Below are 24,419 nucleotides of genomic sequence, written 5' to 3' on the forward strand. Positions count from 1 at the left end.
CGATCCTCGAAACGACAAGTCTGTTCGGCAACGAATTGTCGTGGAAGACGATCGCTGCACTGCAGGCCGACGCCGAGGCCGGCTTCTCGCATCTGCAAGCTTTGCTTAGCGCAAATTCGCCGTCGCAGGTCCTCGAACTGCAGTCGACCTTCCTGCGCAAGCGGGTTGAGACAAGTTTGCAGCACGCCAAGGAATTCCGGGTACTCGCAAGCAGGACGGTGGAGGAAATCTCAAAGCCGGTCAAGGATGCTTTTGACAAGGTGCTGACGGACCTCAAGGCGACGTAAAACTGAGGAGAGCCTGGAAAAACCGCGCGGTGATTTGCCCGGTGAAGAAACACCTGAAGTTCGCACTCGCTTCGATGACCGCTCGGTAGCTCCCGATCTTTCCCATCCATCTTCTGTGCACGGCTGATGCGCGGGATGTCTATGGCGCTTATATTCGCGCCCGAATGCAGAGCCCGCTCGAGCAACTCGTTGTTGGCTACGGGATAGATGAAAGAGATCAGCGTCTTTTCAGGCGACAGCAGGGCGACCTCATTAGTCGGAGCGCACCTTGACGATCACGTCGGCGGCCGCGGCGAGGGCCTGTGGACTTGGAACGACCACGACTTCCGCATTTCGGTAGGCTTCGTTCGAGATTTCCGCCGTTAGACCGGCACCAGTTTCCACTGGCGATCAGCAAAATATCGCCGGGGGCCAGCGCATAGAGCGTGCCGAGACGGTGGGATGCGGCTCGACCGGCGACACCACGCGGACATCAATTTGAGTTGTTTCACCCGGTATCAGTCATTCTTGCTCGTTTCCTTGTGCCACGTCTCTTCGAACAGACGGGACCGCGGCTCGACCCATGTCAGAACGAGATGTTAGGCGGGTTCGAAAGTGCTGACTTTCACAGCGGACAAAGATCGGGCTGAGTCTGGCCTGAGACGTCATCATTGATTTGGGACAATGAAGCCGGCGCGGCCGGAGGTCATAAAGCATCCTGTTTTGAGAAGGGATGCGAAAATGTCCGATGATCTGATCGCCAAATACGGCGATGCGCGGGTTCCGCGTTATACGAGCTACCCGACGGCGGCGGCTTTTTCAGCTGCCGTGGGGCCGGATGAATATGTCGGCAACCTCGCCCATATCGCCGCGGCTGGCCCGGTTTCGGTTTATCTCCACGTCCCGTTCTGCCGTTCGATATGCTGGTACTGCGGCTGCCACACAACCATCACCCGGCAAGACGCTCCGGTCGCCGACTATCTCGACGTGATGAAGGAGGAGATCGAGCTTGTCTCCTTTGCGGCCGGAAACGACGTGCCCGTCAAGTACGTGCATTTCGGCGGCGGCACGCCGTCGGTGATGAAGCCGCAGGAATTTTCGGCTCTAATGGCAAAGCTCAGGAGCGCCTTTACATTCGAAGCGACAGCCGGCGTCGCAGTCGAGATCGACCCTCGCACATTGGTCGCCCCCATGATCGACGCGCTCGGCGAAAACGGTATCGACCGCGCAAGCCTCGGCGTCCAGAGCTTCGATCCGATCGTGCAGGCCGGTATCAAGCGGCTGCAATCCTTTGAGCAGACGGAAAGGGCGGTCGCCGGGTTGCGCTCAGCAGGCGTCAGCAGCATCAACTTCGACCTGATTTATGGCCTTCCGAAACAGACCGTCCAATCTTCCATCGAAACGGTCCGGCTGGCTGCAGAACTGCGTCCCGAACGTTTCGCCGTTTTCGGTTACGCTCACATACCCGCTTTCAAGAAACATCAGCGCCTGATCGACGAAGCATCGCTGCCGGACGCAAAACAGCGGAACGAGCAGGCGGAAGTGATCGCCGAGGAGCTGCAGAACGCCGGATATCAGCGCATTGGGCTCGATCATTTTGCACTGCCGGACGATCAATTGGCACTCGCCGCGCGCAACAGAGCGCTGAGGAGAAACTTCCAGGGCTATACCACGGATGATTGCGATAGCCTGATCGGCCTCGGCGCATCTGCGATCGGGCGGCTGCCGGCCGGCTATATGCAGAACCACGTGCCTCTCGGCCTCTATGCCGAGCGGATTGCCTTCGGGGTGCTGCCGACCGCCAAGGGATATCTTCTCAGCGAGGAGGACAAGCTTCGGGCGAGAGTCATCGAGAGGCTGATGTGCGATTTCGAAGCCGATCTCGGCCAGTTGAGCAGCGGGTCGGGTTTCGACACCGGCTTCCTTGTCGAGGGCAACGACCGTCTCGGCGAGCTCATGGCCGACGGCGTCGTGACGATCAGCGGTGAACGGATTGTCGTATGCGAGGAGGCGCGCTTTATGGTCCGTGCAGTCGCGGCAGCATTCGACGCCTATTTTGGCTCGCACGGGCACACGCACAGCAAGGCAGCCTAATGCATGTCGCCGGAAGTTTGCATCGGTTCCGGCGACACGAAACGCATCAAAGGCCGCGCGAGAAGACATCGAGTTCCCGTTTCTCGATCGAGGACCCTGCGGTTATCTTCCCAGGAGTCCCGTCGACAACCGCACGTCGACGAGGATCGACGTCGCAAGTTCGTGTGAATCAGGGCGGGCGCACTCACAAATACGGTCATCGGGCGCCCTGTCGCAAGCAGATGGGCGCGCGCCCGTATCACCGCCTGGACGTCGAGGTCGTTACCGTCGAGCTTTTCGGCTCATTGAAATACAGCTCGATCTCGGCAGGCCGCGGTCTAGGATATCGTTGGCGACTGACGTCGAACCTTTCAGGTGGCGTCGGCAAGCGCCGGTCCGCAGAAATGTGCCCATCGCGATTATGGCGGCCGCTCAGGCGCCTGAAGGAGCCTTGTCGCGAGGTGAGCTACCGAGCGCCACATGGTCGACGGCTCTCGCCCGCTCACGAAAGCGGTTGTTCGAGCACGTCGAAGGACGAGGGCAGGGGTCTCGTAATTGTAGCACGACTTGCCTGCCGCGGGATTTCGATCAAACGTTCGACGGCGCCTTCCGTGCAATTCCTAGACGACCGGAACAAAACCGCGGATTTCGGCTGGCATCTCCTTCGCGACTGCCGCAAAAAACGACCTCGTTATATTCGTCGTCAGCGAGGTTGCCGCCGGGCCAGTGATCTCGCCCACGCGTTTCTTCGCAGGTCTGCCGTGCAGATCATAGCTCTTTTCACAGGCCGCATTGACGTTCTCGACGATCCAGCCAAGTTTCGGCATTGGCTTTGCCGACAACCGTGTCCGACGCTAACCACTGCCTGGACGCCTTGCCTGACGCGCCTGGCTCTGCTCGATGCTCACGGGAGCATCAGTTGCTCCTGAGAGGCAGAAAGCCCCCGCGAACGCCATCTTCATGGGCTGCGCGGCCATCCGCACCTGCCGTTTATCACTGGGTGATGTGTGTGAGGTCGGCATCGAGCCGCTTACGCACCATGTTCGGCACCTTTGCAGTCTTGATCGCTTCGAGATTGGCCGGGCTGTCGCCCACCTGGATCAAGGCAACCATGCCCATGCCGGAATGTGGGGTGCATTTCAGGACATAGACGCCTGGAACATCAAACTTCGCCCGATATTGCTCGTTCGGCTTTGACTTATATTCCGCAACGCCATCCGGAATGAGGCCTTTGAAGGTTTCGACGTTGTGGCCCTTGTCGGTGGGGATGAAGGTGACGGTGTCGCCGGGGGCGATCTTCAGGAAGCCGGGCTCGAACACCATCGCGCCTTCCGTGCCTTTGTTGAGCATCCGAACCTGATGGTCGGCCGCCATCAACGGCGCTGCCGAGACAATCAAGGCTGCTGCTGCAGCGATCGGACTGAATTTTAACCGCATTTGCAAGCTCCTGTTCTGCGAGACCCAATCAGCCTCATGAATGTTTTTAGCAGATGCCGGATTTGGGTTCTTTGATGCCCGTCAAATTCGGGAATAAAAGGCAGAAGATCCCAATTTTTGCCTGCTTGCACAGCGCCCTTGCGAGGGACATGGCAGCCTGCAAGCGATGTAGGAATCACCGGAGGACAAGCACGCTCGGCGAACGTCGGCGCTGCTGAACCAGCTTGGGATTGCCGCGACTGAGCTCATATCGCGGCGGGAGTTCGCGAGGGCATTAATGTCGATCCCCCGGTGTCGCGTGTGTGGAAGTTGACCCTTTGACAGGAATCCTCCGAAAACGACGCGCCGTTGAGATCGTCGGCGAAGTGAAGAGCGATTATCACGCGATGATCTTCGCCGATGAAACGAAGCAGGCGCACGACACCTTCTTCCACCTGGACGAGATGGTTAGCTTATCACCCTCCCACCAAATCGCCTTACCGGCCGCGACGGCTTCCGCCTCCGAGCCTACGAAAAGCGACGAGAGGGATTGGCCGGCATGAAGAGCTTTTAACGTCTTCTCGACGAACGCGTGGTGTTCTGCACAGCATCTTCATAGCCCCTTGGTGGCAGTGGGTGCGGTAGAAAGCAGCTGCGTCACATGGGAATAGCGGGCGGTGCCAAAAGGGGAAAGTTTGTAACAGAGTGTAACAACGTCCGTTCGTCCACCGCTTCCAGTCCGCTTGTTGATGTAGATCAAGGAGCCGTTCCCGTCTTCGTGACAGTCCTGCCAAGAAATCCGAGAAAGCCGGCCGCGAGGCGGTCGTCTGCGCACTGGGGACGACATCATGAATTACACGACAGAAACGATGGTGGTCGCGGTCGCAGCGTTTCTGGCGCTGCTCGCAGCGGCATTCGCGCACGATCATCTCTTTGCAGTCCATATGGGTATACTTTGCCTCTGCCTGGTTGTGGGAACGCTGCTGCTTGTTAAAAACGCAGAGTTTTCGCCGACGGGCCAACAGCGCAAAACAGACCTTACGGGCTATTGCGATGAGGTAATCCGCTACGGCCTGATCGCCACGGTGTTCTGGGGCGTCATCGGCTTCCTCGTCGGCGTGATCATCGCGCTGCAGCTCGCCTTTCCCGACCTCAACATCGCGCCCTATTTGAATTTCGGAAGATTGCGACCGGTTCACACGTCGGCGGTGATCTTCGCCTTCGGCGGCAACGCGCTGATCATGACATCCTTCTATGTGGTGCAACGCACCTGTCGCGCGCGTCTCTTCGGAGGAACACTCGCCTGGTTCGTCTTCTGGGGCTACCAGCTGTTCATCGTGATGGCCGCGACCGGCTACGTGATCGGCATCAATCAGGCGCGCGAATATGCCGAGCCTGAATGGTACGTCGACCTGTGGCTTACCATCGTCTGGGTCGCCTATCTGGCCGTCTATCTCGGAACGATCCTGAAGCGCAGAGAGCCGCATATTTACGTGGCAAACTGGTTCTATCTCAGCTTCATAGTCACCATTGCGATGCTGCATGTGGTCAACAACCTCGCTGTTCCTGCTTCGTTCCTCGGCTCCAAGAGTTATTCTCTCTTCTCCGGCGTCCAGGATGCACTCACCCAATGGTGGTACGGCCACAACGCCGTCGGCTTCTTCCTCACCGCCGGCTTCCTGGGCATGATGTACTATTTCGTGCCGAAGCAGGCCAACCGCCCGGTTTATTCCTACCGGCTGTCGATCATCCACTTCTGGGCCCTGATCTTCATGTATATCTGGGCCGGCCCGCATCATCTGCATTACACGGCGCTGCCTGACTGGGCGCAGACGCTCGGAATGGTCTTCTCCGTCATGCTTTGGATGCCCTCCTGGGGCGGCATGATCAACGGTTTAATGACCCTTTCGGGCGCCTGGGACAAAATTCGCACCGACCCGATCATCCGGATGATGATCGTCGCCATCGCATTTTATGGGATGTCGACCTTCGAAGGCCCGATGATGTCGATCAAGGCGGTCAATTCGCTCAGTCACTATACCGAATGGACGATCGGTCACGTGCATTCCGGAGCACTTGGCTGGGTGGGTATGATCACCTTCGGGGCGATATACTACCTGACGCCGAAACTGTGGGGGCGCAAGCGCCTCTACAGCCTGCGGATGGTCAACTGGCACTTCTGGCTTGCGACGCTCGGGATTGCGATCTACGCCGCGGTGCTCTGGGTCGCGGGCATCCAGCAGGGGCTGATGTGGCGAGAATACAATTACCAGGGCTTCCTCGTCTATTCCTTCGCTGAAACGGTCGCGGCGATGATCCCCTATTACGTGCTGCGTGCCGTCGGCGGAGCACTCTACCTGGCCGGTGGCCTCGTCATGGCCTGGAATGTGTTCATGACGCTCCGAGGCCACCTGCGCGACGAAGCCCCAATGCCGACCAGTTTGGTGCCCCAGGCACAGCCTGCCGAGTGAGGTGAGACATGGCATCGTTACTTGATAAACATAAGACCCTCGAGAAGAACGCGACGCTTCTTCTGGTCGGCTCGCTGCTGGTCGTCAGCATTGGCGGCATCGTTGAAATCGCCCCGCTGTTCTACCTGCAGAACACTATCGAAAAAGTGGCAGGGATGCGGCCCTACACGCCGCTAGAGCTCGCCGGACGGAACATCTACATCCGTGAAGGCTGTTATCTCTGCCACAGCCAGATGATCCGGCCGTTCCGTGATGAGGTCGAGCGTTACGGCCATTATTCGCTCGCAGCGGAATCGATGTACGACCACCCGTTCCAATGGGGATCCAAGCGGACAGGGCCAGATCTGGCCCGCGTCGGGGGGCGTTACTCGAACGAATGGCACGTCCAGCATCTCGCAAATCCGCGGGCCGTGGTGCCGGAATCAATCATGCCGAGCTACGCCTTCCTAGAAGAGAAGGAGGTGACGGTCAGGAGTGTCGGAGAGGACCTCAAGGCCAATGAGGACGTGGGCGTGCCTTACAGCGACGACATGCTGGCGAATGCCGAGGCCGACATGAGAGCCCAGGCCGATCCGAACGCGGACGCGGCGGCCCTACTCAAGCGCTACCCAAATGCGAATGTCGGCGATCTCGACGGCGATCCAACCCGGCTGACCGAGATGGACGCGCTGGTGTCCTACCTGCAGATGCTCGGAACGCTGGTTGATTTCTCGACCTATGACGACGCGACCGGCTACCGGTGAGGTGATCCATGGAAACTTACACTGCAATGAGACACTTCTCCGACAGCTGGGGCCTCCTGGCAATGGCGGCATTCTTCGTCGGCGCGGTCATGCTCACCCTTCGCCCAGGTAGCAAGCAAACGGCGAAAGATGCCGCCGATATTCCCTTGAAGGACGATTGAGATGTCGGAAAAGCATATCGATGAACTGAGCGGCGTCGAAACGACGGGTCATGAATGGGACGGCATCCAAGAGCTCAACAATCCCATGCCGCGCTGGTGGATCTGGACCTTCTACGTGACGATCCTCTGGGCGATCGGCTACGCCATCGCTTACCCGGCCATCCCGATGATCACTTCCGCCACTAACGGCTATCTCGGTTATTCAACGCGCGCCGAGCTGCAGCAGGACCTCAATCTCGCTAAGTCATCGCAGACGAAGTTCCATAATCTGATCGCTGCCAAGACAGTGGAGGAGATCGCCGCGGATCCTGCTCTTCGTGAATTCGCGATCGCTGGCGGCGCATCCGCTTTCAAGGTGAACTGCGCGCCCTGCCATGGATCGGGAGCGAGCGGCGGTCCGGGGTTTCCGAATCTCAACGACGACGACTGGCTGTGGGGCGGGGATCTGAATGCCATCCAGACCACGATCGCTCATGGCATCCGCTTCGACGGCGATACGGATAGCCATTCCTCCGAAATGCCGCCCTTTGCCGGTGTTCTGGAGCCCATCCAGATGAAGCAGGTCGCCGCCTATGTCTGGGGGCTGACCAATACGCCCTCGGATGTCGGTCTGGCGGCGGCCGGAAAACAGGTTTTCTTCGACAATTGCGCCCCATGTCACGGCGAGGACGCCAAAGGAAAGGCGGAAATGGGTGCGCCGGATCTCGCCGATGCAATCTGGCTGAAGTCGCGGGGTGAAGACGCCATTCTTCGTCAGGTTGCCTCTCCCAAACATGGCGTCATGCCTGCCTGGGCAGCGCGCCTGGGGGACACAACGGTCAACGAGCTTACCATTTTCGTTCATGCGCTCGGGGGCGGCACGTAAGGAGAAAAGACATGACAGCCCACGACCGCAATCCGATCCTCCGTCTCTACGGCACGCCGCGTGCTGTTATCCGATCGCGTGTCTCAGCGCGCGCCCAACAGATGCCTGCGTCTTCGGAGCAGGACGACCCGGCAAAGATCGGCAATTCGATGGTGAGTTTGATCTGCCTCAAAGACCACATGCAGACGAGCCGATAGTTTCAGCTCCTGTGGAGGACGTCCCAGCGGTTTCTCCGCCGCTGTCCTCCGGCCACGCCCTTACTCTGGGGCGTGGCCTTTTCGCTTCTGCACGGTCGTTCTTGATCTGCATCAAGGAACAGATGCGCCACGGCTGGGAAAAGAGTGGTGAAAATCGGACAGGTCCTATGAATCTCTATACCCGCTCCAATCTAAATGACATTGACCGCGTTTGCGTCGAACCCGTCAACGCCCGGCGCAACCGCCAGCCTCTCTATGCGCCGCGCAAGAAGATCTTTCCGAAACGCGCCGAAGGGCCATTTCGCCGGTTCAAATGGGTCTTGATGCTGCTCACGCTTGGCACCTATTACCTCGCGCCGTGGATTCGCTGGGATCGCGGTCCCTATGCGCCCAATCAGGCAATCCTCGTCGACCTCGCCTCGCGGCGCTTCTTCATTTTCTTCATCGAGATCTGGCCGCAGGAATTCTACTATGTGGCGGGCCTGCTCGTCATGGCGGGCTTCGGCCTCTTTCTCCTCACCGCCGCTGTCGGCCGCGCCTGGTGTGGCTATGCCTGTCCGCAGACCGTCTGGGTCGATCTCTTTCTCGTCGTCGAAGGCGCTGTCGAAGGCGACCGAAACGCTCGGATGAAGCTCGATGCCGACCCCTTCACTTTCGACAAGCTCAGGAAGCGGGTGATCAAGCACGCGATCTGGCTACTGATCGCCGTCGCCACGGGCGGAGCGTGGATCTTCTATTTTGCCGACGCGCCGAGCCTGGCGGCCTCACTGTTTGACGGCAGCGCTCCTGCCGCTGCGTATGCCACGATCGCCACCCTGACCGCGACGACCTATGTGCTTGGCGGCCTCATGCGCGAACAGACATGCACCTATATGTGTCCGTGGCCGCGCATTCAGGGCGCGATGCTGGATGAGAATTCGCTTGTTGTCACCTACAACGACTGGCGGGGCGAGCAGCGGTCGCGCCATGCCAAGAAGGCTCAGGGTCTGCCGGTGGGCGATTGCGTGGACTGCAATGCCTGCGTCGCCGTCTGCCCGATGGGGATCGACATTCGCGACGGCCAGCAGATGGAATGCATCACATGCGCCCTCTGCATCGATGCCTGTGGCGGCGTCATGGACAAGCTCGGAAAGCCACACGGCCTGATCGCCTATGCGACGCTCAACGAATATTCGAGCAATATGTCGCTTGCTACTGACGGAGGACGGACAGCCATCCAGCCCTCCAATGTCCGAAACGACGACGGAAGCTTCATTCCGGCTGTCCGGAATTTCGACTGGCGCATCATCTTCCGCCGAAGAATCGTCTTCTACGGTGTCGTCTGGGCATTGATCGGCATCGCCATGGTCGTCCATCTCGCCTTCCGCGCTCGGCTCGGGCTCAACGTCGTCCACGACCGGAACCCTCAATATGTTCTGGAAAGCGACGGCTCCATCCGAAACGGCTACACGCTGCGTGTCCTCAACATGGTGCCGAAGCCGCGGGACGTGACCATCACCCTCGTCGGGCTGGGGGGGGGCACAATGCGCATTCCCGAGTTCGGCAGGCAGGATGTCCGCAGCTTCACCGCTCACGTCGTACCCGACGCGGCCACGACGCTCAAGGTCTTCGTCACGCGCGCCCCCGACGGGGCAGAGATCAACGAATTCCTCTTCGTCATCGAAGATATAGGTCAAGCCGACCGGGCGACCTATCGCGCGGCCTTCAACGCGCCGGGAGACGTGAAATGAAGACTTCTACTCGAGGCTTTACCGGCTTGCACGTGCTGCTTGCCACCTCGGCATTCTTCGCCGTGGTGATCGCCGTCAACGCCACCATGGCCTTCTATGCTGCATCCAGCTGGAGTGGCATCGTCGTGGAAAACACCTATGTGGCCAGCCAGGAATTCAACGCCAGGGCGGCAGCGATGAAGGCAATGGCCGCCTCCGGCGTCGAGGGCGCGCTCGTCGTTAAGGGCAGCCAAATCCGTTACGACATCCACGACAAGGCCGGCACGCCTGCGATGATCGATGATGTCACGCTGAACTTCAAACGGCCCGTCGGCGATCATGAGGATTTCCGCTTGACGCTCCGGAAGACGGGCGAAGGGCGGTTCGAAGCTGATCACCAGGTTTTCGCCGGCGACTGGATCGTCGAGGCCATATCGAGAATGAATGGGGCGGTCGTCATGCATGAGGCCAAACGCTTCGACACCGCGGAGTTCCGCCAATGACCTGCTGTTCGATGGATGCGGAAAGCGTTCTCGCCCTCAGCGCGACATCTGCCAGCGCCGGGGAGGTACGCCTTGCCAGCCACCCGCTCGGGGCTGGATTACGCCAGGTCGACCTCAGCGTGCCCGACGTCCACTGTGGCGGCTGCATATTGACCATCGAAAAAGCACTGTCGGCGCTTGCGTTCGTCAGGAAAGCCCGGGTCAATCTCACCGCCAGACGTGTCAGCTGCGTCTATCAGGAGGAGATCGAGGCGAAGGCGACCGATCCCTCCGAAATCCTCGCCGCGATCACTTTGGCCGGATACCGCGCCCATCTCATCACGTCGACAGCACTCGCAACCGACAGGATCCGGAACCAGCTACTGCTGGCGATTGGAGTTTCCGGCTTTGCGGCCGCCAACATCATGATGCTCTCGGTGTCGGTATGGTCGGGCGCCGATGCGGCCACGCGCGACATGTTTCACTGGATCTCGGCGATGATCGCGGCGCCTGCGCTGGTTTATGCGGGACGCCTCTTCTTCAAATCGGCGTGGAACGCGGTGAAAAGCGGGCGCACCAACATGGATGTTCCGATCTCGCTTGCCGTGACGCTATCCTATGCAGTCTCCCTGTGGGAAACCGTGCACCATGGCGAGCATGTCTGGTTCGACGCATCGGTGTCCCTGCTGTTCTTCCTGCTGATCGGTAGAACGCTCGATCATGTCATGCGGGAAAAGGCGCGCGCTGCAATCAATGGGCTTGTCAGACTAACGCCGCGCGGTGCGCTGCTGATAATGGCGGACGGGTCGCGGCGCTATGTTGCGGTCGAAGAGATCGCAGTTGGAGACGAGATCTCGATTGCGGCCGGCGAACGCATCCCCCTCGACGGCATGATCGTCAGCGGCAAGAGCGACGTCGACCTCTCCATCGTCACCGGCGAAAGCAGCCCGGTCGCCGTCGCCGCAGGCAGCGCGGTGAATTCGGGTGCGATGAACCTGACCGGTTCGCTCGTCCTGCGGGCGACCAAAGTGGCAAGGGATTCGCTTCTTTCCGAGATCATCGGCCTGATGGAAGCGGCCGAGGGCGGCAGGGCTCGTTATCGCCGGGTTGCCGATCGCGCCGCAGCACTTTATTCTCCCGCCGTGCACCTGTTGGCGTCGGCCTCCTTTCTCGCCTGGGGCTTGCTTGGCGGCGATTGGAAACAGGCCATGCTGGTCGCGGTCGCGGTGCTGATCATCACATGCCCCTGCGCATTGGGCCTTGCTGTACCGGTGGTCCAGGTGGTCGCCGCCGGCGAACTTTTCCGCAGGGGCATCATGGTGAAGGACGGTTCGGCGCTCGAAAGACTGGCCGACGCGGACATCGTGGCCTTCGACAAGACCGGCACCCTGACGATGGGCCGGCCCCGCCTCGTCCGAGCCGACGCGATCGACGGGCGCAATAGCGCCATCGCCTGCGCAATGGCGGCGCATTCCCGGCATCCGCTTTCCCAGGGTCTGGTGCGGGACATAGAGATCTCTTACCCCTTCGCCTTCGACAGGGTCACGGAAATCGCCGGCGGGGGGCTGGAAGCCTGGAAAGGAGCGGACTTCTATCGGCTCGGCAACCGGGCCTTTGCCTGCGGAACCGGGCTCACGCCCGCAGGCGACAGTCCGTTTTCGGAGGTGGTCCTGTCGAAAAACGGCGTTGATCTCGCCCGTTTCCTGTTTGACGACACGCTTCGTCCGGGCGCCGCCGAGGCTTTCCGCCAGCTCGCTGCAGCCGGTATCGAAACGCTGATATTATCCGGCGACAGGCAGGCCGTCGTCGACAACACAGCGCGGGCTCTTGGTATCGGCAAAGCTCTGGGCGACCTGGCGCCGAAACTGAAGGTCGAGGAACTCCAGAGGCTGGGCGCCGAGGGCTATCGCGTGCTCATGGTCGGCGACGGGATCAACGACGCACCGGCGCTGGCCGCCGCGCAGGTCTCGATGGCGCCCGCAACCGCATCCGACGTCGGCAGGCAAGCCGCTGACCTTATCTTCTTCAACGATCGTCTCGATGCCGTTCCTGAAGCAATTGCCGTTGCGCGAAGATCCGCCAGCCTCATTCGCCAGAACTTTGCTCTCGCCATCGGTTACAACGTGCTTGCGGTGCCGATCGCAATCGCCGGCCTGGCAACGCCGCTGATAGCGGCGGTGGCCATGTCGACTTCGTCGATCATCGTCGTGACGAATGCGCTGCGATTAAATGCCTTCGGCAGGCGCCCCGGCCTACGGAGCGAGCCGCTTGCCGGGGGAAGTGCGGAAGTTGAAACCACATGAACATGCTGATCTATCTGATGCCGATCGCACTGCTGATGGGGGGAATGGGTCTCCTGGCGTTCCTCTGGTCGCTGACGAGCCGCCAGTACGACGACCTTGAAGGAGCAGCTTGGCGAATCCTCGTCGAGGACGAAACCGATTGCAAAAGACCTTGAACCGCTCACGGCCGAAACGAAAGGAAGATCGATGCTATCGAGACATCCCATACTTTTGCGATCTGACCTGTTTCACGGCCTGGACAAAGCAAGGATAGAAGAACTGGCCGACACGGCTCAGTTCCAGATCTTCGCACCGGACGAGCGGATCATCGCCGAGGGCCAGCAGGCGTCGTTCGTCTATTGCGTGATGCGCGGCTTCGTGCGACTTTCGAAGTCGGAATCCGCGGGGCGCCAGGCAGATATCTGCATCTGCGAACCGGGCGAGACGTTCGGTGAATATCTCCTGTCGGGAGGCGGCTCCTACACCTACAGCGCATGGTCCGCCGACGGCGCAGAGGTCGCGTTGTTCGACCTTGTGGAGTTGCGGGTGCTCGCCGACCGCTATCCGATCATGCATCGCAATGTGATGCGCATCATAACCCAGCATCTGCTCGGTGCCATGGATTGCATAGCGGGAGACCGGCTGCACACGGCTGCACAGCGTGTTGCGAATTACCTCGTCAGCCGCTGCCCGGCCTCAGCATCGCAGGCCACCTTTCGCCTGCCTTACCGGAAGAGAATTCTGGCCGGCAAACTCGGGGTTGCGCCCGAAGCCCTTTCGCGGGCTTTCGCTGCCCTCGGTCCTGCAGGGGTCGAAGTCAGAGGCAGGGTCGTCGTGGTCGACAGCGTCGATCTGCTGCGGAAGGCGTGCTGACCTCGGGGCAGGGCGATAACCGCGCCGGAATTCGACCGCCGTCAATGTGGCGATCGCTTGCTCCGTTATGGCCAGGCGCAAAATGTACCAGGACGTCATGCTCATCGGGATTGTTCTTGTCATCTCGACTGTCTTCATCGCTTGCTTCAGGCCTTGTCCGCATCAACGGTGGCGCTGAACACATGCGGATACCGTCGGACTGGCGGGCTTAATAGGGAAGTGCAGACGAACGGGCGCAACGAGCACCAACATGCGACGGAGAGCGTCCGGCGTTATTCTTCGAGGAGCAGGGCCGTCGCGAGATAACCCATGCTGATGGTGCTTGCGAAGAGGTAGATGAACAGGCCCTGCGCGAGATAATTCTCAAGCGTGCCTGCCGCGGCAAATCCATTTTGCCAAACGAAGAAGCCCACGGCGGATCCAATTGCGAACCCCGTCGCCAAACGCGTGAGCATGAACCTGATCATGGGAGGCATGGCACCACCTCAGACTTAATCATTACAAATGGCCGGGCAACGGGAATGGTGGCTGGCCAATTGAGTTTTGTCAACGACTGGCGCAAGCCGTCATGCAAGCAGCGGCGGGAGCCGGAGACTACAACAGTGCATCTTCTGTCTTTCGCAGCCGATCACGCCTGCGAATGCGTCGTGAGTTGAGCTGCGAGTTGCAAGGACGATGCGCGCTAAGGACCTAGCGCGGCGGCGGCTTCTTCGCGCGGTTTGCCAGACGTGTCGGAATGCGGGAATAAACAACGGCACCGGCCACGCCCACGACCGCATAGAGCACGAACATCAGCTTGATGGCGATCTGTCGACCAAGCCCGACGAAGGCCCTCGCATCAGGCAGGGCGGCGGCAAAGGCGCCGACGAGGCTGCGGCGCGCGAATGTCCTCGTCCGATCGGAATCGCCGACGTGCGAGCTTGCTATGCCAATGATGCGGGTCGAGCGCGCGGTGCCGTTTCCATTCACCGAAGGCGCCCAATAGCTACCCTCACAACAATGATCCGGCAAGCCTTTGGACGCGCGAGACGCTAGGAGAGAATGCGCCCCCGCCTTGTCTCGTCGCGTGCTGCGCCCACATTACGATCCAGTGAAGACCTCTCGTCAATCCTGCGAGGGCGCCGAGAATTTGTTCAGCGGAGTGCCGGTTCATAAAGCCAGCTCATGCTCGGACGACTCGTCAGTCAAGATCAAGCGAGTCGGATCTTTCAAGTCGAACTCAATAACACGTGACACGAAGAGACGAGCATAGCGCGTGAAGGCGCTGGTCCGCGGAAAGCGAATTACCGTATCGCATCGGGCGAGAAGGTACATCTCTGTAAGAGCAGAGATACCGCCGTCCGCTCCCAGCGATGCACTGTGTAATAGCCCGGCCTGTGCCGCCTGGAAGCATTTCGGGATAGTGATTAGATCGGGAAACACACCCAGTAAATGGTCCCGTACCTGCGCGCTGTCCGTACACAAGAAAACCAGGGCGTCGATGCGGTAGCGCTTTGGCCTTCTCGTAAGGCGAACTCCGGATCGGCCCAGTAGGGCGTATAGTCCATTATATCTTCGTCATTGCCGTGCCGTACGTGCACACCGATGATACTGCGCCCCTTGAAGTGCTCCTGATAGATGGTGTGAATACGAGCCTGAATTTCAGGTCTAAGGTTTGAGGCTCTGAAATATCTGGCGTTCGGCAGCTTGGTCGCACCGCCACATTAAACAGGCATCACAAACTACCCTGTTGGTATCAGTATCGTCCTGGGCTTGAAGAAGCTCGGTCAGTTCGTCCCGTTCCGGGAAAATTTGTTCATCGGGGCGGTAAACGCTCTCGATTGTGGGCTTGTTCCACCATGATGGGAAGAACGGTCCCGGAAATGAGAGCTGGTTGATCTGGTCATCGCAAATAACCCGAACGCCAGCAATATCTTGAATCGGCTCGAAGAACACCGTAAAAGCGTTCGTGAAGGGTTGATTGAGATAGCAGGAGCCACGCCAACCGATGGCCAGCGTCCGCCCCGTTCGCTGTGCATAGCGCCAAGCTGCCGCCAGCGACCACAGACAATCACCGAAACCAGTCCGCCGTCGAGAAACAACATACCGATCCCTCTTCAGCGAGCATGTTCTTTGCCTCGTTCTGGAAAAGCGCATCGGCTTAAAATCTGCTGAAATTCTGCATATCAATTCGGACCTGCATCAGCGATCGTGATTCTCGCCAATTTTTATGCATGACCCTTCGTCTCACAGATTTACGATTTTCTGCCAGACTGGAAGTTGCGGCGCCATACGCCTTTTCAGTCCGGGCGTTCAAGCCGCCGCATATCCCTCCGTCATCGTTCAGTCTTTTATCTCGCACCCGATCCGACCCATCGGCATCGCACTTGGGTCGGAGCGAGAGGCCGGAGCTTCCGTGCAAATGGGCGATGACGTATGTTGCGGTACGGCTCATGTTGGCGCGCTTCGCCGATTCATCGAGGATGGCGCCGATATAGCCAATTCCCGTCCTTTCCCGGTACCTGATCTCGTCATTTCATGCGTCTTCTGGAGCATCCCGGGGAATCCGTAAATCGATTGTTTGGATAATCGCCATCCGCTTCATGGATAACTGTGGGCACCACTGCCATCGTCACAGCTGCCACCGTGGCGGCGATGCTGGCGAAGTCTCACAACTGCGGCTCGCTGGACAAGCAGTCGATGTCGTGCCGCGGCCCAGGTTGTTGATGCAGACGAGCTCGGTTACCTGCACTTGGAGGCCAATCGCGCCCGGGTGTCTTCCAAATGGTGTCCCGCGCTACGACAACGGCTCGATCCTGATCCAATCAAATAGTCGTGTGGTCGTCACAGCATTATTGGACCGCCTGCTTTCACCTCTCGACGGTGGTCACCATCCGGGCGACAGTTATCGCTTAGCCAAAAGCGACGCTCCGCCCATCTGCGGAAGATTGGGGCCAGCGCTCGGATCTAACGAAACCGCAAACCGATGGGGTCAGTTCTTCAATTCGGCAAGTGAGACAAGTTCCTCGAGTCGTTTGACAGCCATAGCCGAGCAATTCTATCCGGCGCTTTCAGGCTTCCGGAAGGTTTCAATCTGCTCAAGAGCTTTACCCAGAGCAGGTTAGAAAGCCGCCAATGCCGAGCCATGATAAGTTCTTCAAGGGAGCGACGACGCAAGTCCCGCGCCAGCCACGACAACAGGCTCGGTCCGTTAGCAGGAACCCGTGGAGGCAAAATTTTATCTATGGCGTGGATGGGTGTCATCCAAACAATCGATTTTACGAATTGAATGGCGTCATCCATTAGACGGGCATCTTGACGGAAATCAAGTCGTCGATGGCGCGCCAGTGGTGTAGAGGGGTCAAATGTGTGGCTTTGGAATGCGATGCTTACATAAGCGTTCGATCAGCCCATTGCATCACCTTGCGATCGTCGACAGCTCGGGGATTCACCACCAATCGTCACTTTCATCGCAAGATCGGACGCTTTGGCAAATCGGCAAAAATTATGAGGCCTTTGCATGCGCTTTAACGTGCGTTGGGAACCGTTGCGGAAAAGGAATCGCAACTCCGAGCATGTCGAGGGATCATCTATCGCTCGAATTTACATTCGCACTCGGTGCAGTCCGCAACGAGCCGCGGTATTGACAGATTCAGACGAGGCGGTCTGGTGACCGCTATTTTGGAAAACGGCGTACGCTACACGCTGCCCCGCGCGCGTTTCGACCTGCGTCCACGCGCGGCGTCATCATCCTACCCTTGGGGCGGCCGGTCTCCGAATGGCACACCAGGATAATTTACCGGAAAGGACGAGAACAATGACGCACCTCGATTGCTCGTGCGAAGTGCACGGTGAGCGCGATGACGGCACTGGTCGTAACAGCGTTTATTTGACGTTCGACGACGGTCCGCATCCATTTTGTACACCGGAGATTCTCGATATTCTGGCTGAACACCGGGTGCCGGCAACATTCTTCGTCATCGGCGAGTTCCTGGCCGATCAATCGAAATTGATCCAGCGAATGATTGCAGAGGGGCATGAAGTCGCCAACCACACAATGACGCATCCAGACCTGTCTGACTGCGAACCCGACGAGGTGCAACGTCAGATACTCGAGACAAACAGAGCCATAAAAATGGCGGCGCCTCAGGCGGTGGTGCGGCACATCCGGGCTCCTTACGGCATCTGGACCGAAGAAGTGCTCAAGGCTTCGGCGAATGCGGAACTCACTGCCGTGCACTGGTCGGTAGATCCACGAGACTGGTCTCTTCCCGGGGCCGACGCCATTGTCAATGATGTGCTGCAGTCTGTCCGACCGGGGTCAATCGTGCTCTTGCACGACGGTTGTCCCTCCAGTGAAATGCAGCAAGGAACTGACCGCAGTCTGCGCCACCAGACTATTATGGCGTTATCTAGGATAATTCCAGCTTTACATGATCGCGGCTTTGTATTCCGCTCGCTTACTCGGGAGTTCTGAAGATCCGATGGATATGCTTGATACAACCAGCACTGTCGCCGTCTCGCTTTATACACTTCTCTCGACTGCTTATAAAAGCATGCAGGCCGTTTATTCTCTGCCGACCGATGTTTCATTGGCGTCCCAGGGCTTGGACGGCTTTGACGAGCTGCCCAGCGTAGATGTCATCGTGCCAAGCTTCAACGAGGATCCCCGCACGCTTTCGGAGTGCCTGGCTTCTATTGCGGGTCAGGAATACGGGGGAAGGCTGCAGGTTTACCTAGTTGATGACGGTTCCGAAAATCGCGAGGCTTTGCGACCTGTGCACGAGGCCTTCGCACGAGACCCCAGATTCAATATTCTCCTGCTTCCCCAGAATGTCGGTAAACGGAAGGCACAGATCGCCGCGATACGCCGCTCTGCTGGAGATATGGTGTTAAACGTCGACTCCGACACGATCCTCGCATCTGACGTCATCAGGAAACTCGTGCCTAAAATGCAAGATCCGGCTGTCGGCGCGGCCATGGGACAGTTGACGGCCCGCAACCGAAACGATAGTTGGCTGACCCGTTTGATCGATATGGAGTACTGGCTGGCTTGCAACGAGGAGCGTGCGGCACAAGCTCGCTTCGGAGCCGTTATGTGCTGCTGCGGTCCATGTGCTATCTACCGTCGCTCTGCGCTCGCTTCGCTGCTTGACCAGTACGAATCACAGTATTTTCGGGGAAAGCCAAGCGATTTCGGTGAGGATCGGCATCTCACCATTCTCATGCTGAAGGCAGGCTTTCGAACGGAGTACGTGCCGAGCGCCATCGCAGCGACAGTCGTTCCGAACAAGCTAGGACCGTATCTGCGCCAACAACTACGCTGGGCGCGGAGCACGTACCGGGACACGTTGCTTGGGCTGCGCCTGCTGCCCAACCTCAATCGCTTCCTTACGCTCGACGTTGTCGGACAGAACCTCGGACCGCTGCTTCTGGCACTATCGGTGCTGACGGGGCTCGCACAGCTTGCATTGACGGGCACCGTGCCTTGGTTGGCAGCCCTGATGATTGTGGCCATGACGATGATCCACTGCAGCGTTGTCGCGCTTCGGGCCCGCCAACTACGGTTCCTCGGGTTCTCTCTGCATGCATTCATCAATATTTTTCTGCTACTTCCCTTGAAAGCCTACGCGTTGTGCACGCTGAGCAATAGCGACTGGCTGTCGCGCAGCTCTGCTGGCAACTCGAATCAACATCCTGCGACTGATGCGCACACTACAGAATGTTCTGGACATGCGACAGCGCCTCGAAGGCTCAACCCCGCCCGCGATCCTGCCGCGCGAACGAAGTCTGACTGCATGTGCAGCGACGAGTAAGATCTATTTACCGAGGTGAACGAGTTGACACAGAGCGACAATTATCAATTGCTGAATCGGGAACTGGCTGCACCCGATCCATGGGGACTCGACGCCAATCCATTCGAGCGTGAGCGTCACACGCAAATGCTCCGCTTGGCGCTTGCCCAGGGATCCATCTCAAATGCGCTCGAAGTGGGATGCGCTGCCGGCGCATTTACGGTGCAGCTAGCCCCCCACTGCAAACGGCTCACCGTGATCGATGTTGTGCCTCACGCTATAGAAAGATCGCGTCGACGCATGAGGGATTCTCCGCACATCAGCTGGATAGTCTCTGATGTTCAACAGTTTTCACCTGACGAGAGGTTTGATCTGATCGTTGTGGCGGAAGTGCTCTACTACATCGGAGGAATAGCCGAGATGAGAGGGGCTGTTCGGAATTTAGTGCGGATGCTTGCGCCAGATGGATATCTGGTTTTCGGATCGGCGCGCGACGCCAATTGTCGTCGCTGGGGCCACGTTGCTGGTGCTGAGACGGTCCTCGGCATGCTGAACGAAACTTTGCTCGAGGTAGAGCGGCTTGAGTGTCGGGGTGAGTCGGTCAACGAAGATTGCTTACTCGCCTGTTTCCGAAATCCGGCCTCCTAACGGCCCCAACCCTCGACGTTCAGACATGGAGACACTATGCGCGTCTGTGGTATTAAATTGACCCGTGACGGAGCGGACGCGCTTGTCGAGGGTGGGTGGCTCGCCTTCTGCGTCGAGCAGGAGAAGCGGGGCAACAACCCGCGATATGAAACTGTCGACAATCTCGACGCGATTGGCGCCGCTTGGCGCAACACGGTGCGGATCCACGCGTTATTGATCAAATCATCATCGATGGCTGGGATGCAATGCTGAAAGTTCTCTCGAATCCGCCGAGGGCTCCGGACTCGTTCCAATGACAGGGCATTTCCTTACAAGACTTATCCTCGTGATACGTGCCGCGCGGCCCCCGCGCCCGTGGCTCCGCCTCGTGGCGCCGATCTGCCTGGTGGACCGTGCGCCTTATATAGTCAGCCCTCGAACTCCGGATTGCGATATGTTGTTTAAGCATCAGACGCGGATGGGACGCCAGGAGAGAATTCCGGCTGTTGTCCATCTCGATGAATCTGCACGATTGCAGACCATTCCAGGCACTCTCTCCACGAAGTCGCCGAGGTACTCGTCGAATATAAAAAGCTCAGGGACATTCGGCTGCTCTGCAACACGATTGCCAATTACCACGGACGAGGCGTTTTCCCGGATGCTGCTGCAGCCCTTTAATGAGGACGCAATGAACACATACGGTGCGATAGACCAGGAAGAACCCACCCAACCGAAGAAATGCCAGTCAACGGCGCCCGACGGTCAGATGAGGGCATGTTCATGCCCGCAATAGATTTTTCCGACGTAAGCAAGACATATGGCGACAAGGCCGTGGTCAACGCGCTATCGTTCCGTGTTTCCCCGGGGGAATGCTTCGGGCTGCTTGGACCGAACGGCGCGGGCAAGAGCACGATCGCACGTATGATCCTTGGCATGACATCCCCTGATGCGGGGAAGATTACTGTGCTCGGCGTGCCGGTACCTGCCCAGGCTCGTTTGGCGCGCCAGGGTATCGGCGTGGTGCCGCAATTCGACAACCTTGAGCCCGAATTCACTGTGCGCGAGAATCTGCTGGTCTACGGCCGCTACTTCGGCATGAATACACGCAGAGTTGAAGCGGTCATGCCGTCGCTCCTTGAGTTTGCACGCCTAGAGAGCAAGGTGAATGCGCGTGTGTCTGAACTTTCAGGCGGCATGAAGCGGCGCCTGACGCTAGCGCGTGCGTTGATCAATGACCCGCAGCTACTTGTCATGGACGAGCCGACCACCGGTCTCGACCCACACGCGCGCCACCTGATCTGGGAGCGCCTGCGTTCCCTGCTTACGCGCGGCAAAACGATCATCTTGACCACCCATTTCATGGAAGAGGCCGAACGGTTATGCGATCGACTCTGCGTACTCGAAAGAGGTCGCAGCATTGCCGAAGGGCGTCCGCATGACCTGATCGATGAACTGATCGGGTGCGAAGTCATTGAGATCTACGGCGGCGATCCGCATGAATTGGAATCGCTGGTCGGGCCATATGCCGATCGCATCGAAATTAGCGGCGAGACCCTTTTTTGCTATGTGTCCGACCCGGAGCAGGTGCGTGTGCGGTTACGGGAGCGCGCGGGCTTGCGTATTCTGCAGCGTCCGCCGAATCTTGAGGATGTGTTTTTGCGGTTGACCGGGCGCGAGATGGAGAAGTGAACGATGGGTGAAGGTTGTGCCGCGGCTCTGCCCGCCAACGCTTTTAACTGGATTGCGATATGGCGACGCAACTATCTGGCATGGAAGAAAGTAGCACTTGCGTCAATTGTTGGAAGTCTGGCCGATCCTATGATCTACCTGTTTGGCCTCGGCCTTGGTCTCGGAATTATTGTGGGTCGCGTTGACGGCACAACCTACGTTGCGTTCTTGGCGGGCGGCATGGTGGCGACAAGCGCGATGACGTCTGCGACGTTCGAGACGATTTACGCGGCTTTTACGCGAATGCACGCCCAACGCACCTGGGAAGCCATGCTCTACACACAAATGACACTCGGGGACATCATCCTGGGTGAGTTGGCATGGGCAGCGAGCAAGGCATTTCTTGCCGGTACGGGAATCATAATTGTCGCCACCGTGCTAGGCTATGCGACGTGGCCGTCAGTCCTCTATGTGTTGCCAGTTATCATGCTCACTGGATTTGCATTCGCGAGCCTGGCGATGGTAGTCACGGCACTTGCGCCCAGTTACGAGTATTTCATTTTTTACCAGACGCTCGTCCTCACACCAATGCTGTTCTTGTGCGGCGCGGTGTTTCCAATCACGCAACTGCCCCCGACCTTTCAGCAGGTAGCGCAGTTCTTGCCTCTAGGGCATGCGATCGACCTCATACGCCCGGCAATGCTTGGGCGTCCCGCGAGCAGCATGGGCCTGCATATAGGCGCGCTTTGCATCTACGCGATTTTGCCGTTCTTCCTGTCGGCAGCGCTGTTGCGTCGGCGCCTGATGTCTTGACGCTACTCGCAACCACGCCAGGAGGGGTATTGCGATGCAGTGTCTGGAAAAGACCCGCAGAGCTCTGAAGATAGTCATCATAGTCTGGGAACAAATGAACCCGTGTCGGCGCCGGTGAGACGATGCAGGTTTTCGCTCTGCAACTGGCCGAACTCGGTAGCAAACACCCTTCAGGAAGATCCGGCGTGCATCAGGAGAAAAGCAAATGAAGGTCATCTCAATCGCCACGGCGCTCTTTGCTCTGGCGTGTCCCGCGAACGCGTTCGAAAACAAAGCGGTCGCGGCTACGCTTATCTTAAGGACCGATCGTACGATTGCCGGTCAGCCCATCATCGTTCCACGAAAGGACGTCGAGGTCATCGCTTCGATTTATGAGATTGCGCCCGGTGCGACGTTACCAATTCATCAGCATCGCTATCAGCGCTATGGCTATGTGCTTTCCGGGGAGATCACGGTCACCAATACAGAATCTGGGAAAGAAAGCATTTTCACGGCAGGGGATTTTGTCGTCGAGTCCTGGGGGATATGGCATAAAGGGGCGAACAACGGCACCGAGCCGGTAAAGCTGCTCGTGATCGATCAGGTGGAAAGGGGCAGTGAGAATGTTCTGCCGCAAAAATAAAGACGTTGAGGTATCACCGGAGGGCAATCTGGCGCCACGGCTCGGATGTGGTGAACCCGTCCCATATTAGGGGTTGGTTTGCCGCTCCTTGCTAGTGTCGATTGGAGCTGCGTGAACCTTCGACTTGCGTTGTCGACAAAACTGTCGAGGAGCTTGTTTCATTGGTCGGTTGAACGGCGGGCGTAGGAGAGCATCTGTCCAGTTCCTCCATGCTTGGTGAATTAGCCCCCGAAAGGCCCGGACATGCTCCGCCACTTAGCTAAGTGGGTAGGAGGAATGTTGGTAATATGACTAGCAGCAATTTTAAGATGGAAGTCCTCGCCGGGCCGGAACGTCGGCGGCGTTGGAGCACGGCAGAGAAGCTCGCGATCATCCACGAAACCTATGAGGCGGACGCGACGGTGAGCATCGTCGCGCGTCGGCATGGCATCCAGCCGAACCAGTTGTTCGCCTGGCGCAAGCTGGCGTCCCAAGGGGCACTGACGGCGACGGCCGCCGAGGAGGAGGTCGTTCTGGAATGAAGACCGTCTGCGAAACTCTAGGTGTCGCCCGCTCGAATATCGCCGCGCGTGCCGCAAGCTCCCCTTCCAGAGCCAGAGGACGCCCGCCACTCCCGGATCGAGAACTGGTGGAGCACATCAAGGCCATCATCGCCGACATGCCCACCTACGGCTATCGGCGTGTCCATGCCATCCTGCGTCGGAATGCCCGGAAAGATGGGCGTTCGTGGCCCAATGCCAAGCGCGTCTACCGGGTGATGAAGCTGCACAATCTGCTGCTGGTGCGTCATACCGGAGCGGTCGATGATCGCCTTCACGACGGCCAAGTCGCCGTCGAGCGTTCGAACGTCAGATGGTGCTCCGACGGCTTCGAGATCGGCTGTGACAACAAAGAGAAGGTCCGCGTCGCCTTCGCCCTCGACTGCTGCGACCGCGAGGCAATCGCCCATGTCGCCACCACGCAGGGCATCAAGAGCGAAGACGTGCAGGACCTCGTGATCACCGCTGTCGAGAACCGTTTCGGCCGCATCAACGTGCTATCCGAGCCCATCGAATGGCTCACCGACAACGGCTCCTGCTTCATCGCGAAGGACACCGCATCCTTGCTACGCGACATCGGCATGGAGCCGTGCACGACACCGGTGCGAAGCCCACAGTCAAACGGAATGGCGGAGGCGTTCGTCAAAACCTTCAAGCGCGACTACGTCTCGGTCAATCCAACCCCGGATGCTGAAACCGTCATCGCTCAACTGCCATTCTGGTTCGAGCATTACAACAATCTTCATCCACACAGTGCTTTAGGATATCAATCGCCGCGCGAGTTCATCAGCTCGCAATCTCAAACCTGAGCATGTCCGGTCTTTTGGGGGCAACTCCA

The 24,419-nt window shown here is 58.7% G+C and carries 25 protein-coding genes and 3 pseudogenes; 22 read left to right on the plus strand and 6 right to left on the minus strand.

Annotated features, from left to right (window positions below):
• A partial coding sequence (locus tag B5E41_RS29255; RefSeq protein ID WP_088397087.1) for a phasin occupies positions 1–287 on the plus strand: 287 nt, incomplete at its 5' end.
• A 252-nt stretch (positions 288–539) separates the two neighbouring features.
• Here the strand turns inward: B5E41_RS29255 and B5E41_RS32860 are convergent.
• Positions 540–671: an NAD(P) transhydrogenase subunit alpha gene (locus B5E41_RS32860; RefSeq protein ID WP_088397119.1), complete on the minus strand. Its 132-nt coding sequence runs from the start codon at positions 669–671 to the stop codon at positions 540–542.
• A gap of 336 nt (positions 672–1,007) precedes the next feature.
• On the opposite strand from B5E41_RS32860, the gene hemN reads away from it, so the two are divergent.
• Entirely contained in the window at positions 1,008–2,360 is a 1,353-nt protein-coding gene (gene hemN / locus B5E41_RS29270) for an oxygen-independent coproporphyrinogen III oxidase (RefSeq protein WP_088397120.1), read from the plus strand.
• 599 nt (positions 2,361–2,959) lie between these two features.
• Here the strand turns inward: hemN and B5E41_RS32515 are convergent.
• A complete protein-coding gene (locus B5E41_RS32515; RefSeq protein WP_245303181.1) occupies positions 2,960–3,166 on the minus strand; it encodes a hypothetical protein in 207 nt (68 codons plus the stop codon).
• A 166-nt stretch (positions 3,167–3,332) separates the two neighbouring features.
• Positions 3,333–3,776: a pseudoazurin gene (locus tag B5E41_RS29285; RefSeq protein WP_007637029.1), complete on the minus strand. Its 444-nt coding sequence runs from the start codon at positions 3,774–3,776 to the stop codon at positions 3,333–3,335.
• Positions 3,777–4,093: 317 nt separating this feature from the next.
• Between B5E41_RS29285 and B5E41_RS32865 the strand changes: the two genes are divergently transcribed.
• From B5E41_RS32865 to B5E41_RS29340, 11 genes are all read left to right on the plus strand, one after another.
• Entirely contained in the window at positions 4,094–4,318 is a 225-nt protein-coding gene (locus B5E41_RS32865) for a hypothetical protein (protein WP_176439519.1), read from the plus strand.
• Positions 4,319–4,603: 285 nt separating this feature from the next.
• The gene (gene ccoN, locus B5E41_RS29295; RefSeq protein ID WP_088397121.1) at positions 4,604–6,226 is read left to right on the plus strand and encodes a cytochrome-c oxidase, cbb3-type subunit I; all 1,623 of its coding nucleotides are present in this window, start codon (positions 4,604–4,606) and stop codon (positions 6,224–6,226) included.
• 8 nt (positions 6,227–6,234) lie between these two features.
• Positions 6,235–6,969 carry a cytochrome-c oxidase, cbb3-type subunit II gene (ccoO, locus tag B5E41_RS29300; RefSeq protein WP_007637025.1) on the plus strand — a complete coding sequence of 245 codons (735 nt, stop codon included), beginning with the start codon at positions 6,235–6,237 and terminating at the stop codon, positions 6,967–6,969.
• Between the two features lie 8 nt (positions 6,970–6,977).
• Positions 6,978–7,130 carry a cbb3-type cytochrome c oxidase subunit 3 gene (locus B5E41_RS29305; RefSeq protein WP_004674411.1) on the plus strand — a complete coding sequence of 51 codons (153 nt, stop codon included), beginning with the start codon at positions 6,978–6,980 and terminating at the stop codon, positions 7,128–7,130.
• 1 nt (position 7,131) lies between these two features.
• The gene (ccoP, locus tag B5E41_RS29310) at positions 7,132–7,995 is read left to right on the plus strand and encodes a cytochrome-c oxidase, cbb3-type subunit III (RefSeq protein ID WP_088397122.1); all 864 of its coding nucleotides are present in this window, start codon (positions 7,132–7,134) and stop codon (positions 7,993–7,995) included.
• A gap of 11 nt (positions 7,996–8,006) precedes the next feature.
• The gene (locus B5E41_RS29315) at positions 8,007–8,192 is read left to right on the plus strand and encodes a hypothetical protein (protein WP_054185956.1); all 186 of its coding nucleotides are present in this window, start codon (positions 8,007–8,009) and stop codon (positions 8,190–8,192) included.
• A gap of 167 nt (positions 8,193–8,359) precedes the next feature.
• On the plus strand, positions 8,360–9,922 hold the full coding sequence (gene ccoG, locus B5E41_RS29320) for a cytochrome c oxidase accessory protein CcoG (protein ID WP_088397123.1): 1,563 nt from the start codon (positions 8,360–8,362) through the stop codon (positions 9,920–9,922).
• Positions 9,919–10,404 (plus strand): FixH family protein, encoded by a 486-nt coding sequence (locus B5E41_RS29325; RefSeq protein WP_088397124.1) that lies wholly within the window; start codon positions 9,919–9,921, stop codon positions 10,402–10,404. The genes ccoG and B5E41_RS29325 overlap by 4 nt, the downstream gene beginning before the upstream one ends.
• Positions 10,401–12,686: a cation-translocating P-type ATPase gene (locus B5E41_RS29330; protein ID WP_088397125.1), complete on the plus strand. Its 2,286-nt coding sequence runs from the start codon at positions 10,401–10,403 to the stop codon at positions 12,684–12,686. Before B5E41_RS29325 ends, B5E41_RS29330 begins: the two co-directional genes overlap by 4 nt.
• A complete protein-coding gene (gene ccoS / locus B5E41_RS29335) occupies positions 12,683–12,841 on the plus strand; it encodes a cbb3-type cytochrome oxidase assembly protein CcoS (protein ID WP_004674425.1) in 159 nt (52 codons plus the stop codon). The genes B5E41_RS29330 and ccoS overlap by 4 nt, the downstream gene beginning before the upstream one ends.
• A gap of 31 nt (positions 12,842–12,872) precedes the next feature.
• On the plus strand, positions 12,873–13,538 hold the full coding sequence (locus tag B5E41_RS29340) for a Crp/Fnr family transcriptional regulator (RefSeq protein ID WP_054185960.1): 666 nt from the start codon (positions 12,873–12,875) through the stop codon (positions 13,536–13,538).
• A 272-nt stretch (positions 13,539–13,810) separates the two neighbouring features.
• Here B5E41_RS29340 and B5E41_RS29345 read toward each other — a convergent pair whose 3' ends face one another.
• The 3 genes and pseudogenes from B5E41_RS29345 to B5E41_RS29355 form a co-directional block, all read right to left on the minus strand.
• Complete coding sequence (locus tag B5E41_RS29345) at positions 13,811–14,014, minus strand: hypothetical protein (protein ID WP_088397126.1); 204 nt, start codon at positions 14,012–14,014, stop codon at positions 13,811–13,813.
• 214 nt (positions 14,015–14,228) lie between these two features.
• On the minus strand, positions 14,229–14,507 hold the full coding sequence (locus tag B5E41_RS29350; RefSeq protein ID WP_245303182.1) for a hypothetical protein: 279 nt from the start codon (positions 14,505–14,507) through the stop codon (positions 14,229–14,231).
• 180 nt (positions 14,508–14,687) lie between these two features.
• Positions 14,688–15,674: pseudogene (locus tag B5E41_RS29355) on the minus strand (nodulation protein NodZ).
• 1,660 nt (positions 15,675–17,334) lie between these two features.
• Between B5E41_RS29355 and nodB the strand changes: the two are divergent.
• The 9 genes and pseudogenes from nodB to B5E41_RS29400 all read left to right on the plus strand — a co-directional run bounded on the left by nodB (position 17,335) and on the right by B5E41_RS29400 (position 24,390).
• On the plus strand, positions 17,335–17,994 hold the full coding sequence (gene nodB / locus B5E41_RS29360; RefSeq protein WP_088397127.1) for a chitooligosaccharide deacetylase NodB: 660 nt from the start codon (positions 17,335–17,337) through the stop codon (positions 17,992–17,994).
• Between the two features lie 7 nt (positions 17,995–18,001).
• On the plus strand, positions 18,002–19,333 hold the full coding sequence (gene nodC / locus B5E41_RS29365) for a chitooligosaccharide synthase NodC (RefSeq protein WP_088397128.1): 1,332 nt from the start codon (positions 18,002–18,004) through the stop codon (positions 19,331–19,333).
• Between the two features lie 15 nt (positions 19,334–19,348).
• Positions 19,349–19,960, plus strand: a complete 612-nt coding sequence (gene nodS / locus B5E41_RS29370; protein WP_088397129.1) for a nodulation methyltransferase NodS — start codon at positions 19,349–19,351, stop codon at positions 19,958–19,960.
• A gap of 36 nt (positions 19,961–19,996) precedes the next feature.
• On the plus strand, positions 19,997–20,212 hold the full coding sequence (locus tag B5E41_RS29375; RefSeq protein WP_008536485.1) for a carbamoyltransferase N-terminal domain-containing protein: 216 nt from the start codon (positions 19,997–19,999) through the stop codon (positions 20,210–20,212).
• Positions 20,213–20,309: 97 nt separating this feature from the next.
• A pseudogene (locus tag B5E41_RS29380) lies at positions 20,310–20,611 on the plus strand (carbamoyltransferase C-terminal domain-containing protein); the annotation flags it as partial.
• Positions 20,612–20,677: 66 nt separating this feature from the next.
• Positions 20,678–21,628, plus strand: coding sequence for a nodulation factor ABC transporter ATP-binding protein NodI (gene nodI, locus B5E41_RS29385; RefSeq protein WP_280950649.1), 951 nt, complete (start codon positions 20,678–20,680; stop codon positions 21,626–21,628).
• A 3-nt stretch (positions 21,629–21,631) separates the two neighbouring features.
• Positions 21,632–22,420: an ABC transporter permease gene (locus tag B5E41_RS29390; RefSeq protein WP_088397131.1), complete on the plus strand. Its 789-nt coding sequence runs from the start codon at positions 21,632–21,634 to the stop codon at positions 22,418–22,420.
• Between the two features lie 205 nt (positions 22,421–22,625).
• Positions 22,626–23,042 carry a cupin domain-containing protein gene (locus tag B5E41_RS29395; RefSeq protein ID WP_088397132.1) on the plus strand — a complete coding sequence of 139 codons (417 nt, stop codon included), beginning with the start codon at positions 22,626–22,628 and terminating at the stop codon, positions 23,040–23,042.
• Between the two features lie 287 nt (positions 23,043–23,329).
• A pseudogene (locus tag B5E41_RS29400) lies at positions 23,330–24,390 on the plus strand (IS3 family transposase).
• Positions 24,391–24,419: the final 29 nt, after the last annotated feature.

It is taken from the genome of Rhizobium esperanzae (genome assembly GCF_002204185.1).
Taxonomy (GTDB): Bacteria; Pseudomonadota; Alphaproteobacteria; order Rhizobiales; family Rhizobiaceae; genus Rhizobium; species Rhizobium esperanzae.